Origin of the sequence: Hymenobacter cheonanensis (assembly GCF_030581075.1) — a bacterium.
GTDB lineage: Bacteria > Bacteroidota > Bacteroidia > Cytophagales > Hymenobacteraceae > Hymenobacter.
Genome location: NZ_JAUQSW010000013.1, coordinates 117,987 through 133,079 on the forward strand (window position 1 = coordinate 117,987; position 15,093 = coordinate 133,079).

The following is a 15,093-nucleotide window of genomic DNA, read 5'->3' on the forward strand; positions in this document are numbered from 1 at the left end:
CACATATCCTGTACTCATGGAAAAGCTCACCCCTTCTGCTACGGTTGCAACGCCCGAGCCGCAGGTCGTACCGGCCCCCCTGGCCGAGCACCTGCCAACGCTATTGTGGGACGTAGACCCCGATACCATCGACCCGCAGGCCATGGCGCGTACCATCGTGCAGCGCGTCATTCAGCGCGGGAGCAAAGAAGACTGGGCCGCCATGCTGGAATATTACGGCAGGCCCCGCGTGCAGGAAATCGTTGAAACGGTACCCTATATGTCGGATGCCGCCATTGCGGCCGTATGCCAGTTCTTCCACATCGAAAAGGAAACGCTTAGATGCTACCAGCGCAAGCAGTCGATACCGCAAACCTTCAACTCCTAGCGCAGCTCATGCAGGAGCCCTTGCTGAAGCCGTTCGTCCTGGTAGGGGGAACGGCTTTGGCGTTACATCTGGGTCACCGTCGCAGCCGCGACCTCGACCTGTTTTCGGACGGCCCCACCCCGATTGACGGAGAAATCAAGGACCTGCTGATAAGCAAATATAAGATGCGGGCCGACGGCGCGCTCCAACGAATGCGGGCCCAGGAGCCGGAATGGGACAAAGCCGCCATTCAGGGTGTCATCGGCCAGGTGAAAACCGATGTGGTGAATTATGGCTTCCCGCTGTTACGACCGCCCGTGCTCTATCCCGACTCCAACATTCGTATGGCTTCACTCGAAGACCTGGGCGCTATGAAGCTGGCCGGTGTGGTGATGAGCGGCGAAAGGCTCCGCGACTTCGTGGACGTGGCCGCGCTGAGCGAAAAGCTCACTCTGAACCAGATGCGCCAAGCCTATGAAGGCCGCTTTAATACATCATCATCCGAAGTGCCCCGCGCCCTGGCCTTCCACGGCGACATCGACTTTAACATGAAGCCCGAAATGCAGGGTTACCGCTGGCCGGCCATTGCCGCGCGCCTGGAGCAGATGCAGCGCAGCCCCGACCTCCTGTTTCCACCCATCGTGGAGCAGCGGCTAGTGATGCCGGTGCTGGGGCCACTGGCAGAGGAAAATGCCAAAGCCTTACTGCCAGACCAACAAAAAGCCCCCGAGCCGAAGCGCCGGGGGCTTAAGCTATAAGCAGCAGAAATAGCCTAGAAAGGCTTGTACCGCTCGTAGGGATTGTATGGATTGCGGTTGGGCGGCGTGACCTTACTGGAAAGTCCCCAGAACTTGCTTAGGCCAAAGAGCACCAGCCCCCAGGTGGCGGCAGTGCTGCCCCAACTGGGAGCCCAAGACGAATACAGAAAGGCGATAATCGCCGCGAAAATCAGGAAGCTACGCATACCAACACGGGTTAAATCTTCACACTAACTAGGCAGGCAACGCAGTGTGGGCACTTTTCGTTGCTTCTGCCCAGCTGCTGAGCTTGACAATGCCTATTTGAAAGTCCGGGCTTTGAGCAGGTCGGCGTTGGTAAGCTTGAGCTTGACGTTGCGCCCGCCGCCCTTTTCGTACACCTCGATGATGAGCTGCTTTTGCTCGGGGATGGTGAATTTCTTGAAGATGTAGACCTGTTCGAGCTGGCCTTTGGCGTCAATCTTTTTCAGGCCCCCATTGAAGACGTAAATGGGCGTGATTTCTAAGGCCTGCTCGGCCGTGCGCTTGGCCACCTGCTTATCCTGAATGTAGAATTTGACGAAGTCCACGTCGTAAGTCACGTTCGATTTGTTGGCAACGTGCAGCGGAAAAAACAGGGTTTCCTGCTTGTAGCCCACGTTGCCGGCACGCACGCTGAGTTGGTTGGCACTCTCGCTGGCCGAGGTACCGCCCGCCGCCAGCGCTTGCCGGGAGTAGGCATCCAGATTGCCCTGCGGGATGGGCGAGTTCGATAAAATGGCTTCCCCTTGCGCCGACGAAGCCGAGCCGGCCGCGCCCAGGTCGAGGCTGAGCACCTTAGGGTCGTGCTGGTAGTTCACCACGAAGGAGTACAGCTTTCCATCCGAGGTGAGCACCGTCATGTTCGATTCCGGAAAGCCGGCCGAAGCGGCTTTCACCCGCACGATATTTTCCGCGCCGGTGGCCTTGGCCGCAATCAGGCCCGAGCTGCCCAGGTCGACGTAAGTGATAGGAAAAGGGAACACTAGATGAGTCGTTTTCTGGTCGCTGATATAGAGCGGATAGGTCGGCAGCTTATTGGCTTCCGAGTATTGCAGCATCCGGGCGGCCGAGGTCTGGGCCTGCACCGGAACAGCCGCCAGGCCGAGTAAAAGGGCGCTGGTAGCAAATAGGGTGGTTTTCATGGGAAGGAGTCGTTAGTCTTTATCTACTTTGAGCATCACGTTGTAGCCGGCCTTCAGGCGGACTTTGACCAAGCGGATTTTCTTCTGGCCAATGCCTTTCACGGCGCTAACCGCCACGCCTGCCGCGGCCATGGCTGGGTCGGCGCTCATCGTCATCATGTCGGCCGCACCGAGTCCTTCGGCACCAGCCTGTTTTGCGGCATCGCGGGTAATGGCGCCGGGAATGTGCAGGCCTTCCAGCCCATCCACGTCGTACACTTCCAGCGCCGCCGGAAACACACTGTTGCCCGATTTGAGGGTTTCAATGGCAATGCTGAGCCGCTCGCCAGCCAGGCTGCACTTGCCATAGATAAAGGTGTTGGCTGGCAGAGAGTGGCCATTGATGACGGCCGACTCGGTGAGGCGCATTTTCACCAGTGAGCCACTGACCACTTCCTGCGATTCGTGGATGACGGCCGGTAGGGTGTTTCCGTCGCCACCCGTGCCGGTTTCAGCATCAAAGCCCTGAAAAGAGGCCGTGCGCTTGCGCCCCGGCCCGTTGGAGCCCAGGCGTGACACCACGGCATCATCATCGATGGCCCGCAACCGGGTGGTAGGTTTCTTCTTTTTCGGTAGGGCTGCAACCGTGCGCGGGGCCGCTCCTCCCCCACCGGCACTGTTCGATTGGGCCAGCAGTGCCGCCATTTGCAGCTGGGCTTTCTGCTCGGCCAGGTCGCGTTCGTGCTGGCTGCGCATTAGCTCCATTTGTTCCTGCGGGGTGAGGGCCCCTGGGGCTGTTGTGGCAGGGACTACGGTGCCGGGCGCAACTCCGCCGTTCATCTGCGCCTGCTGTGCGGCAATGAGCTGCTGCTGGGCCTCAACCACCGACTTATCGACGGAGCCGTTGGGTCCCGTCTTGCCATCGGCCCCCACCGCGTAGGAAAGGCCCGAGCCCGAAGTCGTATCGAGGCGTGCATCGACCAGGCCCCGGTTGCGCAGGGTATCAACCGGGCTGGCGTAGGCTTCGAGCTTGCTGTTGGTAATGGTGCCCTTCTCGGCTTTGGGTAAGTTGGTGTTGAAGCCGGTTTCGGTGTTCTGCGCTGCCGCCGGCGTGCCCTGGCCGCCCCCGCCCAGGTAGAACATCACGGCCATAAAGGGCACGCCCACCACCGGCAGGAAGGTGGCCATCTTGCGGGTGCGGAGAAATTGGGCGTCGTGCGGTTTGGTTTCCATAGGAGCGGGTTAGCGGGGCTGGGTGTTCAAATCCTCGTTCTTCAGCACCCGCCAGTTCTCCATCAGGAAGCCGTGGGGGTTATTTTCCGAGCGGGTCACGTCGCGCAGCGAGCACTCGGAGAAGAAGTTGCGGGTGGTAACCGAGGTGGCCCGAATGACGCGCTGGTGCCCGTAGCACCGCGCCACCATCGGGCGCGAATTGGTCACTACCACGCTATCCACCGTCATTTCCAGGCTGATGTTGGCGGCAATCAGGTCGTTATAGAAGCCCTTCTCCTTGAAGTTCTCGTACTGCCGTTTGGCCGAGTTATCAGCCAGGTATAGGGCCTTATTGACGTTGCTGTCGATGGCTTTCTGGTCAGGGTCGAGCGTGAAAAACAACTCGTGGAAGCGCGTAACGTGGCTGCGGGCCTCCACCGGCCGGTTAGCCCGTGCATCCCGTGCTCCGGCCGTGAGCAGCTGCCCGCCTTCCAGCACGTAAATGCGATTGGCCGCGGCGTTGGTAGTTTGGAAGGCGAAGTAGGCGATGGCGCCAGCCAGTACCAGCACGGCCACAATGAAGAGCAGCGCCAGGGTTTTGACCTGCTGAAAAGCCGAGTCGATGGTTTTGAGGGAAGCGAACATGGGAAAAGGAAATGGTGGGAAATGACCGCGCAACCAGGGCTAGCCCCGTAGGCGGTTGACGAAGCTGGCCGCCCGCTCGCGCACGGCCGTGCCGGCCCGGTGGCCAGCGGCCTCACTCCGCGTCATGTTGCTTGAAGCGCCATTGCCGGCCACGGCTTGACCTGCTCCAACTGCCGCCCCCAGGCCCGAAGCGGCCCCGGATACGCCGGCCGCGCCCGCCCGGCCTGCCGAACCTGCCGCCGCGCCGGCCATGGCCGCCCCACCACTCATGGCCGATTGCATGGCCCGGGCGGCCATGCCGGCCCCGGAGGCCGCAATCATCATATCGGTGATGAAGGGGATAATCAGGTAGCCCGTGATGGCAATGCACAAAAAGACGAGGTAGCCGAAGTCGGCCGAGTCAACGCCCTGATTGGAAGTCAGGCGGGTGATATCACCCTGCAGCATCATTATCTGAAACTGGCCCATGATAGCCCCGAAAATGTTGGCCACGGGCACCCATAGGCTAATGGTGATGAATTGCCCCAGCCATTTGGGAATGGAATTGCCGAAGCCCGGGAAGATGGCCAACCCAAAAGTGAGCGGCCCCAGCACCGACAGGACGATGAGCAGGAAGGTGGCCAGCACGTTGATAAGCAGCCGGGCCGCCACGTGGAACAGCTCCAGCGTATTCTTCATCCACTCGCGGAAGTTCTGATTCACGTCGTACTTGAGCTTGTCGAACGAGAGCGACAGCTGCTGCCCCATGTTCATCATGCCCAGTTCGTCGAGCCGCTTCTCATAAGCCTCGTCCGTGGCGAAGTACTTGTTTTCGGGTCGGGCGGCTAACAAGGCTTTTTTCTGGTCCTGCAAAGCGGTTATCTGGGTGGTCTGGTCCACTCGCACCGAGTCCGTGCTCGATGCCAGCGCGCCGGTGATGCCGCGCAGGCCGCCGAGCAGCTGCGGAAACAGCAGGATGGCCAGCCCAATTAGAAATGGGCGCAGCAACGGATACAGGTCGATAGGCTCGGCGCGGGCAATGTGGCCCCACACCCGGGAGCTGATGAAAATGAGGGCTCCCACCCCGCCCACGGCCCGGCCCAGGGTCACGAACTGCGCCACCAGGGGCAGCATGGAATCATAAAGCCGGCTAAGCATATGCTCCATTTCGAGCATTTGCGCGGTGATGGAATTCATTTCCATAGTCGGGTGGGTTGGGGGCTAGTGGATGAAAGCGAAAGGGCTACTGCTTGGCGCCCACGAGGGTGAGCACCGACGCCCGGTCCTGAATAGCCTGCTGCTGGGATAGGGCCACAGCGCGGCATTTATTGGTGTAATAGGTCATCAGGTATTGCTGCTGCTGCATCTTGTCGCCAATCTTGTTGATGAACTTGATGCGCTGCGGGTCCGTCATTTCCGCCCGGTTCGTGGTCATAATGGTGGCCAGCTCGCCAATCAGGGCCACGTTTTCCTGCAGCAGTACTTGGTACACCTGCGCCGCTTCGGTTACCTGATTGGGGGAGAGGCCGCGCCCGCGCAGGTCGGCCACACCCGAGCTGAACTGCGAAATCATTGAGGCCTGCGCGGCGTAGATTTCCCGCACCCGGCGGTAGTTGCGCACCCCCGCGCTTATCTGTAGCAAACTGCTGTACCACTGCGCGTGCAGGGCCTGCGTCTGGTCCACGATGCCCTTAATCTTGCCGCTTACCACCTGCATATCGCCGGCCAGGGCCTTGCCCCGCCCCAGCAGCGTGGTCGATACGCCCTGGTGCACAATCTGCTTGCGCGAGCTGGATTCGGCGATGGGCGCGGAAATAACGGCCGGAGCTTGGGCAAAACTCTGCTGCGCGCTCAGCCCTAGGCCAAGCAACAACATGGTGATGGATGCTTTCATCAGAAGAGGAAGGGCTAGTGCGCGCCCATGAGGCTGAGCAGCGCCTGGTGGTCCTGCTCAACCTGTTGGGCCGTTTTGAGCACCATCATGTTGCGCCGGGTGAAGTAGTTGACCAGGCCCAGCTGGTCCGTGATTTTGGCGTCCAGCGTGTCGATGAACTCCATCCGCTCCGCGTCGGTCATCTTGAGCATGGACGGGCTGGTGATGGTGGCCAGGTCAGACACGGTGTTGGCTCCTTCGGCCAGCATCTTCGTGTAGATGGACACCATCTCCGTCAGCTGGGCCGGCGTGATGTAGCGCGAGGTGCGCAACACGTTGATAGCCGAGGAGTAGGTCGAGATAATCTGGGTTTGCTTGGCGTAAATGGCACGCACCCGGCGGTAGTCGCGCACCGCGCTGCTCACTTTCAGCAGCCCGTCGTACCAGGCCTTGTGCTGCTCCATGTTCTTGAGCGAATAGGTCTTGGTCAGCTCCTGTTCTTTCACGCCCAGGGCCACCAGCTTGTTGGCTGCCGATTCCAGCCCCTTCATGGTGTTCTGCAGGCCGGTTTGTACGCCGCTTTGCACTTCCAATACCGGGGCCGTTACTACCAGCTGGGCCGACGCTTTTGAGGCGTTGAGGCCCAGCAGCGCCAGGCTGAGGATGCCAATCTTCGTTTTCATATGGAAGGCAAGTGATTGACAGAGAAGACGCTAAAGTGTCCGCGTGTAGGGGTGCTCCAGGTACATCATGTGCCGCTCAGCCGCGAAGCGCACCCGGCCGATACCAGAATCCACGCTCTGTAGCGTCGGCAGCGCCTGGGTGGCCGTCACGTTGGGCTCCTGGGTGAGCGGCAGCAGCATTTTCATGGCTTCTTCGCACTGCGGCGTAAAGCCGTTCCAAGTGACCACATCTTCGGGCTTCACGCGATTCATGCCCCGCGAGCGGACTACCGTGCGCAGCACGTAGCGGTAGCGCTTCCAGATGTTGGCCACCACGGGGTGCTCCTTCACCGCACCGTTCAGGTCGCTGGTCTCCCAGGTATTCACGGCCTGCGCGAAAGACCGGGCGGCGGTGATGTCAGCTTTTTCGGCTTTGGGAGCCGACGCTAAGCTATCGGCAAACGCCACGGCGGCCACGGCCACGGGGGAGGTGGAAACGGTTGGAGGAGCTGTTTCGACGGCTCTATTGTCCATCGCCGTCGTAGCCTTGTCGGAGCCGCAGCCAATTAGCAAAGTGGCCAAGCCTAGTATTGGAAGCGTGATTTTCGTTTTCATGATTTTTCCCTTTGGTTGAAATCAGCCGCCCTACCCTTCGCGCAGCTCATTGGCGAAAAGCTTGATGGCCGTGGGCATGTCGCCGGTCTGCTTGAGCTTCTCAAACAGCCGCACTTTCTCGGTTTCCTCGGTGGTGTAGGTCACGTATTCTTCCTTGGACACCTCGATGGCGTACACTTTCGACACGACCCCACCCAGGCTGATGAATACCTCCGTGTAGCGGCCCCGCGTGGCTTTGTTGTCGCGGTTGATGCTCAGCACCAGGTCTTTTTCCTTGGGCGTGAGCGAGAGCAGCGCCTGAATCTCATCGAAGCGGTTGATGAACTTGCGCTGGTCGAGCAGAATCTTGCAGTCCGAGTTGTTGATGATGGCATCCTTGACAATCTCGTTGCCGATGATGTCGTCGATTTCCTGCGTCACCACGATGGCCTCGCCGAAAAATTTGCGCACCGTCTTAAAGAGATACTTGATGTAGGCGGCCATGCCCGGCGTAGTCAGCGCCTTCCAGGCTTCCTCAATCAGAATCATTTTCCGCACCCCCTTCAGCTTGCGCATCTTGGAGATGAAGGTTTCCATGATAATGAGCGTGACCACCGGAAACAGGATGGGGTGGTCCTTGATGTTGTCCAGCTCGAACACGATGAAGGGGGCCTGCACCAGGTCCAACTCCTTCTCGGAGTTGAGCAGGTAGTCGTACTCGCCGCCCCGGTAGTAGGGCTTGAGCACGTAGATGAAGTTATCGATGTCGAAATCCTTCTCCCGGACCTTTTCCTCTTCCAGAATCTTGCGATAAGGTCCTTTAACAAACTCGTAGAACGTGTTGAAGCTCGGCCTAATAAGCGCATTGGCTTCCAGCATTACATAGTACAGGCTGACGGCCGTGGAGAGCGACACGTATTCCGACTGACTCACGCTTTCGTCGTCCTTTTTCCAGAGCGCCTGCAGTAGCGTTTTGATGGATTCCTTCTTCTCGACGTCCAGCTTGCCTGAAATCAGGAAGGGGTTGAAGGCAATCGGGTCGTCTTCCTCGTAGGTGAAGTACACCCCGCCCACCAGCTCACACAGGCCCTTGTAGGAGTTGCCGGTGTCGACCAGCAGCACGTGCGCGCCCTGCTCGTAATACTGGCGCACCATATGGTTGGTGAAAAACGACTTGCCCGAGCCCGAGGGGCCGAGCACAAACTTGTTGCGGTTGAAGATGATTTGCTTCTTCATCGGCTCATCCGAAATGTCCACCAGCACGGGTTTGCCCGTGAGCCGGTCGGAGAGCTTGATGCCCTTGGTGGCCCCGGTGGAGCGGTAGTTGGTTTCAGAGGCCCAGAAGCAGACGGCCTGCTCGATGAAGGTGTAGAAGGTTTCCTCTGAAGGGAAGTCGCCGGCGTTGCCCGGAATGCCGCCCCAGTAGAGCGCGGCGATGTCCGCGGTGTTCTGCCGCGGCTTGCAGTTCATAGCATTGAAGGCGGCATTTACCAGCTTGCGCACTTCGGTCAGCTCTTCCTCGTGCCGGCCCCAGGTGAGCACGTTGCAGTGCACGCGCACCGGCCGGCGCTTGTGGGCAATCAGCTCGTTGAGAAAGGCATTGTAGTACTCGAAGTTGATGGCGTTCTGCCGCGAGTAGAGCGAGAGCGAGTTGAGCCGGTCCTTCTTCTGCTCGAAGGTCTTGACTGTCTTCTGGGTGTTGTCCAGAAACACGTACTGGTTCAGGATGTGGTTGGCACCCAGCAGCAGCCCCAGCGGCGCGGCAAACGAAATGGGGAAGTCCGAGTATTCGGTGCTGTATTGCTCGTAGCGAATGTCGGTTTCCACCGAGGTGGGCAGGTCATCGAGGTTGGCCACCGAGAACATCTGGCAGAACTCCGCCCCTACTTTCAGCCCCTCGGTCAAATCCAGGTCCACCTGCAGGGCCTGGTCGGAGAGGTCCAGCGCCAGGTACTTTTCCAGCAGTCCGGCCTTTTCCTGCGTGCCGGCCAGCTCATCCGAGGTGAGCCGGTGCGAGCGGATATAGGGCGCGTTGGTGGGCCCTACCCCTTCCAAAGTGCGCACAAACTGACCTACGTTGTCGAAAAAGCTCTCCAGCACCTTGGTGTCGAGCATGTCCTTGGGCACGATGTTGCGCCGGGCCAGCAGCCCCGAAGTGCTGCCCCAGTTGGGCCGCTCCGACGAGGTTTTGGTGATGTAGAGGTAGCAGAAGTGATTCAGAAAGGGCCGCTCGTTGAAGTGGCGCTCGTAGGCCGAGGACAGCAGCGTACGCTCGGCCTCAAAGCCGGGGGCGTACTTATCCTCCACGTACCAGTCCTGCTTGTGCACCACGCAGTGGTCGGGCAGCAGGCGCACGGCCTTCACGAAGGCGGCCTGCAGCTGTGCGTAATCCTCGCGCGAGAGGGTGAAGATTTCCGGCAAATCCAGCCGGAAGGCCACGGTCACGTCGGCATTCTTCGAGATGAGGCAATCCTTCTCTACCTTGTAGATGGGCTGCTTGGATTCCAGGGAAACGGAGGGCAGAACCTTATTGCTCATGAGCTTAAGAAAGCACCCAAACCAGCCGCTAGGCGCGGCTGGTCGGGTCCTCGTTGAGGCGTTGGAATAAGCGGCTGTGCCGGTTGGTGATGTATTTGGGCGAGGAGCGCCGGGCGGCGGCCTTCATCAGCCCGTGCTCGCCGTAGCGACGGTTCAGGGCGAAGACCCCGGCCCACATGCCGCCCCCGGCCAGGAAGGTGACCAGCACCGTGAGCACGAGCGGCAGGCCCAGCAGGTAGCAGGTCACGAACAGGGCAAACACCAGCCCGATGCCGGCGGCCAGGAAGTAGATGTTGCTGCCCACCAGCCCCTTGAATTCGACGGGCTTATTGATGCCGCGATTGAGGTCGTAGATGGGCATGGCCGCGGCTTAGAGGAAGAACGAGCGCACCACCGTGGCCACGATGACCAGGAAAATCATGGAGCCAAACCACGAGACGGCCGTCTTCTGAGTATCCTGGTCGCCGGAGTTCCACTTGCCATACACCTTGATGGCCCCCACCAGGCCCAGCACCGCGCCGATGGCGTACATGAGCTTGGTCAGCGGGTCGAAGTAGCTGGTGACCTGGGTGGTGGCATCCTGAATGCCGGCTGTGCCGTTGCCGCCCTGGGCATAGAGCAGGTGTGAACTGAGCAACAGGGCCGCGAGGGCCAGTGAGGTAAAGAATGGTTTCTTAGTCATGACAAAGGGAGTGGAAGCGGAAATCAGAGAGGTGGGAAAGGAGCGCCGGGCTACTCGTCGTCGGGGCCGAAGAGGTTATCCAGCTCGGCGTGATTGAGGGCCATCTGCTGGGCCATTTGCTCAGCCAGAGTGGTGCCGGCCAGCTCGACCGGCGGCGTAGGCTGCTGACCGGCTTGCAGCAGGGTCAGGTATTCGGCGACGGAGGCGGCGGCCACTAGCTTAGGTAAGCCCACCGGGGCAATGTCCAGCCGCGAGGCCACCGGCTCGTCGAACGTGGCCAGGGGCTCGTAGCTGGCCACTGCCAGGGGTAACTGCACCGTTTCGGGTTCCAGGGCCGCGGCCGCGGCTGCCTCCGCATCCGCTGTATCGGGTGTAAGCTGGTGCGCTTCGCGCCGCACGAGGGCCGCCAGGTGCGCATCGGCCTGGTCAGCTTCTTCCGTGCGGTTTTCGTCCAGGGCCTGGGCCGCGTCGCCTGCAGTTGCCGCCGTGTCCATCGGGGCGGTATCACTGGTGCTTTCGTCGTGGCCAGTGGCTGTGCCAGTGGAATCGGGCAGCGCCCCGCTGACCAGCGGCTCGGCGGCGGCCGGCAGGTTTTGGTCCGCGCCGGCTTCGGGACGTTCCGCGTCATCGGCTTCTGCTCGGGCTTCCGTGGCTGCCGGCGTGGCTTTGACAAAGGCCGAGGTGGGGCGCACCAGCGAGGGCGGAGCCACCGCGCTGCCGCCCGCGCCGGCGAGCTGGGCACCGGCCATCTTCTTGCCCGGCGTCAGCAGGGCCGTGAGTTCTACCCGGTAGTAGAGCAGGCCCACTACCAAGTAGTAGAGAACAACTACAACCAAAACGAAAAGGCCAAACTGGCCCCAGGAATAGGCGCTGAGCATCGCGGGGAAATAGCGTGGCACCCCAGGCCAACCGGCCCGGGCGTGAACTTGCCAAACCGTGATTTGACGCTACAAACCTATCCGGGCTATAAACCGCTTGGGTAGAAAGTTGACGAATGGTTGGAATTCAATGGTGAGGTGCAGCCCCGACACACGAACGGCACGCAGCTCCGGCGGTAAAACCGGGCTGCGTGCCGTCAAAATAGTCGTTTGAATAGGGGGCTAGCCCACCAAGTGAATGCGGCTTTTCAGCTCGTCCTTGCACGAGCGGCTCACCGGTACGTACTCCTTACCCAGCAGCACGCTGCTTTCCTCGTAGGCCTGTACGTGGTCCAGGTTCACGATGTGGGAGCGGTGGGTTTTGAAAAACTGGTCGGGCAGCTTTTGCTCCAGCTCCTTCATAGTGGAGTCGAATACGAAGCTTTCCCGCACGGTGTGCATGCGCACGTAGTTCTGCAGGGCTTCGAAGTAGAGAATGTCGTTGAGCAGTACCTTGACGTGGCCGGAGCCCTTGCGCACGAACAGGTAGTCCTTGAACTTGGGGCAGCGCTCGGCCGGCCCCAGCACCTCCGTACCGGCAGCATTGGCGGTGTCTAAGACAGGGCCGGTAGGGCCGGCCTGGTAGGCGTTGTAGAGCGCCAGCTCGACCTGCACCCGCAGCGAATCATCGGTGAAGGGCTTGACCAGATAGCCGTAGGGCTGGGCCAGCTTGGCGCGGTTCAGGGTGTCGGCGTCGGAGCGGGCCGTGAGAAACACCACTGGCACGGCAAACTGCCGGCGAATAAGCAGGGCCGCCGCGATGCCGTCGCAGTCGCCCGCAATGTTGATGTCCATCAGCACCAGCTCCACGGGCTGGGTGGCCAGCACGCGCAGGGCCTCGTCGCTGTTGTCGACGGGGTCGAGCGGGGTGTGCCCCAGCCGAACCAGCGTGCGTTCTATCTCCGCGGCAATAAGTAATTCATCTTCAACTATGAGGATGGTAGACATAGGGTGGGATAAGGAGCAGGCGCCGGTAGGCTCGTCAGTTACGAGTAACCTCCAGCTGCGTGCCCGTGGGAAAGGAACGGGTTACCAGCAGCTTCGCTTTCAGCTGTTTGGTGAGCGTGCGGACCAGCTGCATACCCAGGGAGTGGGCTTTCGCCGGCGCGTCACCGGCTGGCATTCCGGCCCCGTTATCGACGACGGTGAGCTGAAAGCCGCCGGGGCGACTGGTGAAGGAAACGTGTAGATGGCCCTGGGGAAGGCCCTGAAAAGCGTGCTTGTACGCATTGGTCACCAATTCGTTCACCACCAGCCCCAGCGTGCTGGCCTCTTTAGGGCTCATGATTACCGGGGCCAGGTCCGTTGTCAACTCAATGTTTTGCTCGGACGTGGTGAGGGCTATTTTCAGAGAATCAAGTAGTTCGCGCAGGTACTGGTCCATGCGCACTTCGGCCAGATTGTCGGCTTGATATAAGAATTCATGTACCATGGCCATGCTCTGAATCCTGTCCCGGCTGGCACTCAGCGCGGCCACCAGGGTAGGCTCGGGCAGGGTGCTGGCCTGCCAGCCCAGCAGGCCGCTCACCAGCTGCAGGTTGTTCTTTACCCGGTGGTGAATTTCCTGCAGCAGCACCTCCTTTTCGGCCACGGACCGGCAGTTGGCCTGGTTGGCCAGGGCCAGCAGCGCTTTCTGCCGCCGCAGCCGCCAGTACAGCCACGCTCCCACCCCGATGGTCGTCGTGAGCCCGCCCAGCAGCAGCCACAGCGAGTGCAGCTGGGCCCGCTGGCTGCGCTGCTCAAACTCGGCGGCCCGCTTCTGCTCGGTGAGCAGCTTCACGTCGTAGCGCACCTGCAGCCCAGCCAAGGCTTGCGCCTTGTCGCCGTTGAAGAGGGAATCGCGCAGGTCCTGGGCCCGGTTGTCGAGGTCGAAGGAGCGGCGCATCCGACCCTGGTCGGCGTGCGCCCAGGCGAGGCTAGCCAGCGCGTCGGCCTCGTAGTCGGGCATCTTTAGTTCGCGGGCCAGGGCGAGGGCTTGTTCCGCCATGCGCTGCGAGGCGGTAGGCAGCCCTTGCAGCCGGTACACGCGGGCCAGCGCCAGCGCCGAGCTGGCTATCTGGGGCCGAAACCCGTGGCGTTGCATAATGCGCAGGGCCCGGTTCATATTCGTGGCCGCTGAATCCAGCGTAGCCCTGCTTTGGGGTTGAATCATGGCGTACACCTCGCCCCGAAACTGGTACACGTAGCCCAGGCCGCGGGCATCCCTGGCGCGCTGCATGTAAGGCAGGGCCCGGGTAGCGTAGTGCAGCACCGAGTCGTAGCGCTGCATGACCAGAAAGGTGTTGGCCAGGTTGAGCAGCAGTCCGCCCCGCTCGCGGGGTGGGACGTTGCCCACCCTCCCTTGCTGCTGGTAGGCCTGCCGCATGAACCGCAGGCCCCCGGTTACGTCTTTGGTATCGACGGCTACCAGCCCCATGCACTGCGTGAAGCGCCATTCGTCGGGTAGCTGGTGCACCCGGGCCACGCCGGCCCCTTCCTGGCTATACCGCATCGCCGACACGTAGTCGGCGGCCCGCTCACAGTTCACCACCAGTTGGTACAGGGCATCGGTTGTGCCCGGCCAGTCCCGCCGGTGACGGGCCAGCTGCACGGCCTGCTCCCCTACCCGGCGGGCCTCCTGCTCATCATGGGCAAACAGCGCGTCGCTCAGCGCACGTAGCGTTTGAAACCGGACCGAGTCCGGCAGCTGTGGTCTGCTGGCCACTTCGCGCAGCGAATCAACGGTCGCACTGTCCCCGGGCGAGGCCAGGTTATTCTCGGCCGCCAAACAGGTGGCACCGGCTATCGTACTGGCCAGCAGCAGGGCCATCACGGTCAAACGCTTACCGCCCGCCACGTTGCTTCGACGCACCTTGGGGGCTGAAAAAGGAAGTACTGCTGGTACGCATTGCTGGTAGAGAACAGGGCCCCTCCCCTACCCTGCCCAGGTGGGCCGGCAGCGGAGGGGAGAATTTGATATAGTGAACTTGAGCCGACCAGCCTTTTAATCAGGCCGGGCCAGCGGAATAGCCGCTAACGGAAACGCTTACTTCTTGGGCGACATCATCTGGCGCAGCTGCCGCTGAAACGCTTTCTGAATCTGGGCCTCGTTTGCGGCCTTGAACTGGGCGAGGATGTTGTGAATCACATCGGTCGAGGAAGCTCCCCCACCCAGTAGCAAGCCCATCTGTTGGAAAAACTGCTGGTGGCTGGCCGTGATGCGAATCTGAAAGGTCTTCTTCTCCGCCGAATCGGCAAAGAGGGAAGTCAGGTCCAGCTTATCCTTGCCGTCCCCCGTGGCAGCTGGCGTCGGCGTAGCCTCCGCTTCCACCGCTTCTTCTTCTTCTTGGTCGTCTGCAACGGGTAACTCAGCCGCCGGAGCGGCCGGCGGTGCCGGTGCCGCCACGGCAGATACTTTTTCTCCCTTTGGTTCTACTGGTGCTGCAATGGCGGCTGGCTCGGGAGCCGCAGCTAACTGAGGCGCGGGCTCCGTGGCGGCAACGGGTGCGACCGGCGCCGTCGGTTCCGGTTCTGCTGCTGGTACCGGGGGCGCGGCTTCGACGGGCACCGGGGCCGGCTCCAGGGCCGTAGCCGCCGGCGTAGTCTCCGGGGCCGGGGTCGGCAGTACGAAAGGCTGACTGGTACCCATGTGGCTGATGGCCGCGACGGAGCCCGTCAGGCGGGCCAGCTCGGCCATTTGTTCTTCCGGGGTGAGTTTGGGTTTCTTAGTGGAGGCTTTGGCCATGACGAAGGAGGATGCAGGCTT

General features: G+C 61.2%; 17 protein-coding genes. 2 read left to right on the forward strand and 15 right to left on the reverse strand.

Annotation, left to right across the window (positions count from 1 at the left end; all coding sequences use genetic code 11):
- Nucleotides 1-16: 16 nt before the first annotated feature.
- Together Q5H89_RS20670 and Q5H89_RS20675 are read left to right on the forward strand one after the other, a co-directional pair.
- Complete coding sequence (locus Q5H89_RS20670; RefSeq protein WP_196294763.1) at nt 17-367, forward strand: DUF6922 domain-containing protein; 351 nt, start codon at nt 17-19, stop codon at nt 365-367.
- Between the two features lie 8 nt (nt 368-375).
- On the forward strand, nt 376-1,104 hold the full coding sequence (locus tag Q5H89_RS20675) for a nucleotidyl transferase AbiEii/AbiGii toxin family protein (protein ID WP_305021241.1): 729 nt from the start codon (nt 376-378) through the stop codon (nt 1,102-1,104).
- 14 nt (nt 1,105-1,118) lie between these two features.
- On the opposite strand, the gene Q5H89_RS20680 is transcribed toward Q5H89_RS20675, so the two are convergent.
- The 15 genes from Q5H89_RS20680 to Q5H89_RS20750 form a co-directional block, all read right to left on the reverse strand.
- Complete coding sequence (locus Q5H89_RS20680; protein WP_198076838.1) at nt 1,119-1,310, reverse strand: hypothetical protein; 192 nt, start codon at nt 1,308-1,310, stop codon at nt 1,119-1,121.
- A 93-nt stretch (nt 1,311-1,403) separates the two neighbouring features.
- Nucleotides 1,404-2,267, reverse strand: a complete 864-nt coding sequence (traN, locus tag Q5H89_RS20685) for a conjugative transposon protein TraN (RefSeq protein WP_196294760.1) — start codon at nt 2,265-2,267, stop codon at nt 1,404-1,406.
- A gap of 12 nt (nt 2,268-2,279) precedes the next feature.
- Nucleotides 2,280-3,479, reverse strand: a complete 1,200-nt coding sequence (traM, locus tag Q5H89_RS20690) for a conjugative transposon protein TraM (protein ID WP_305021242.1) — start codon at nt 3,477-3,479, stop codon at nt 2,280-2,282.
- A 9-nt stretch (nt 3,480-3,488) separates the two neighbouring features.
- Nucleotides 3,489-4,103: a conjugative transposon protein TraK gene (gene traK / locus Q5H89_RS20695; protein WP_305021243.1), complete on the reverse strand. Its 615-nt coding sequence runs from the start codon at nt 4,101-4,103 to the stop codon at nt 3,489-3,491.
- Nucleotides 4,104-4,142: 39 nt separating this feature from the next.
- Nucleotides 4,143-5,285: a conjugative transposon protein TraJ gene (gene traJ, locus Q5H89_RS20700; RefSeq protein ID WP_305021244.1), complete on the reverse strand. Its 1,143-nt coding sequence runs from the start codon at nt 5,283-5,285 to the stop codon at nt 4,143-4,145.
- A 40-nt stretch (nt 5,286-5,325) separates the two neighbouring features.
- The gene (locus Q5H89_RS20705) at nt 5,326-5,976 is read right to left on the reverse strand and encodes a hypothetical protein (protein WP_305021245.1); all 651 of its coding nucleotides are present in this window, start codon (nt 5,974-5,976) and stop codon (nt 5,326-5,328) included.
- Between the two features lie 14 nt (nt 5,977-5,990).
- Nucleotides 5,991-6,638 carry a hypothetical protein gene (locus Q5H89_RS20710; RefSeq protein ID WP_305021246.1) on the reverse strand — a complete coding sequence of 216 codons (648 nt, stop codon included), beginning with the start codon at nt 6,636-6,638 and terminating at the stop codon, nt 5,991-5,993.
- A gap of 30 nt (nt 6,639-6,668) precedes the next feature.
- Nucleotides 6,669-7,100: a hypothetical protein gene (locus Q5H89_RS20715; protein ID WP_305021247.1), complete on the reverse strand. Its 432-nt coding sequence runs from the start codon at nt 7,098-7,100 to the stop codon at nt 6,669-6,671.
- A 162-nt stretch (nt 7,101-7,262) separates the two neighbouring features.
- On the reverse strand, nt 7,263-9,749 hold the full coding sequence (locus tag Q5H89_RS20720) for a TraG family conjugative transposon ATPase (protein WP_305021248.1): 2,487 nt from the start codon (nt 9,747-9,749) through the stop codon (nt 7,263-7,265).
- Nucleotides 9,750-9,777: 28 nt separating this feature from the next.
- A complete protein-coding gene (locus Q5H89_RS20725; protein ID WP_305021249.1) occupies nt 9,778-10,110 on the reverse strand; it encodes a DUF4133 domain-containing protein in 333 nt (110 codons plus the stop codon).
- Between the two features lie 9 nt (nt 10,111-10,119).
- Nucleotides 10,120-10,431, reverse strand: coding sequence for a DUF4134 domain-containing protein (locus tag Q5H89_RS20730; protein ID WP_305021250.1), 312 nt, complete (start codon nt 10,429-10,431; stop codon nt 10,120-10,122).
- A gap of 50 nt (nt 10,432-10,481) precedes the next feature.
- A complete protein-coding gene (locus Q5H89_RS20735; RefSeq protein WP_305021251.1) occupies nt 10,482-11,267 on the reverse strand; it encodes a hypothetical protein in 786 nt (261 codons plus the stop codon).
- A 264-nt stretch (nt 11,268-11,531) separates the two neighbouring features.
- A complete protein-coding gene (locus tag Q5H89_RS20740) occupies nt 11,532-12,296 on the reverse strand; it encodes a LytTR family transcriptional regulator DNA-binding domain-containing protein (protein WP_305021252.1) in 765 nt (254 codons plus the stop codon).
- Between the two features lie 34 nt (nt 12,297-12,330).
- Nucleotides 12,331-14,199, reverse strand: coding sequence for a sensor histidine kinase (locus Q5H89_RS20745; protein WP_305021253.1), 1,869 nt, complete (start codon nt 14,197-14,199; stop codon nt 12,331-12,333).
- 174 nt (nt 14,200-14,373) lie between these two features.
- Entirely contained in the window at nt 14,374-15,072 is a 699-nt protein-coding gene (locus Q5H89_RS20750; protein WP_305021254.1) for a hypothetical protein, read from the reverse strand.
- Nucleotides 15,073-15,093 lie beyond the last annotated feature (21 nt).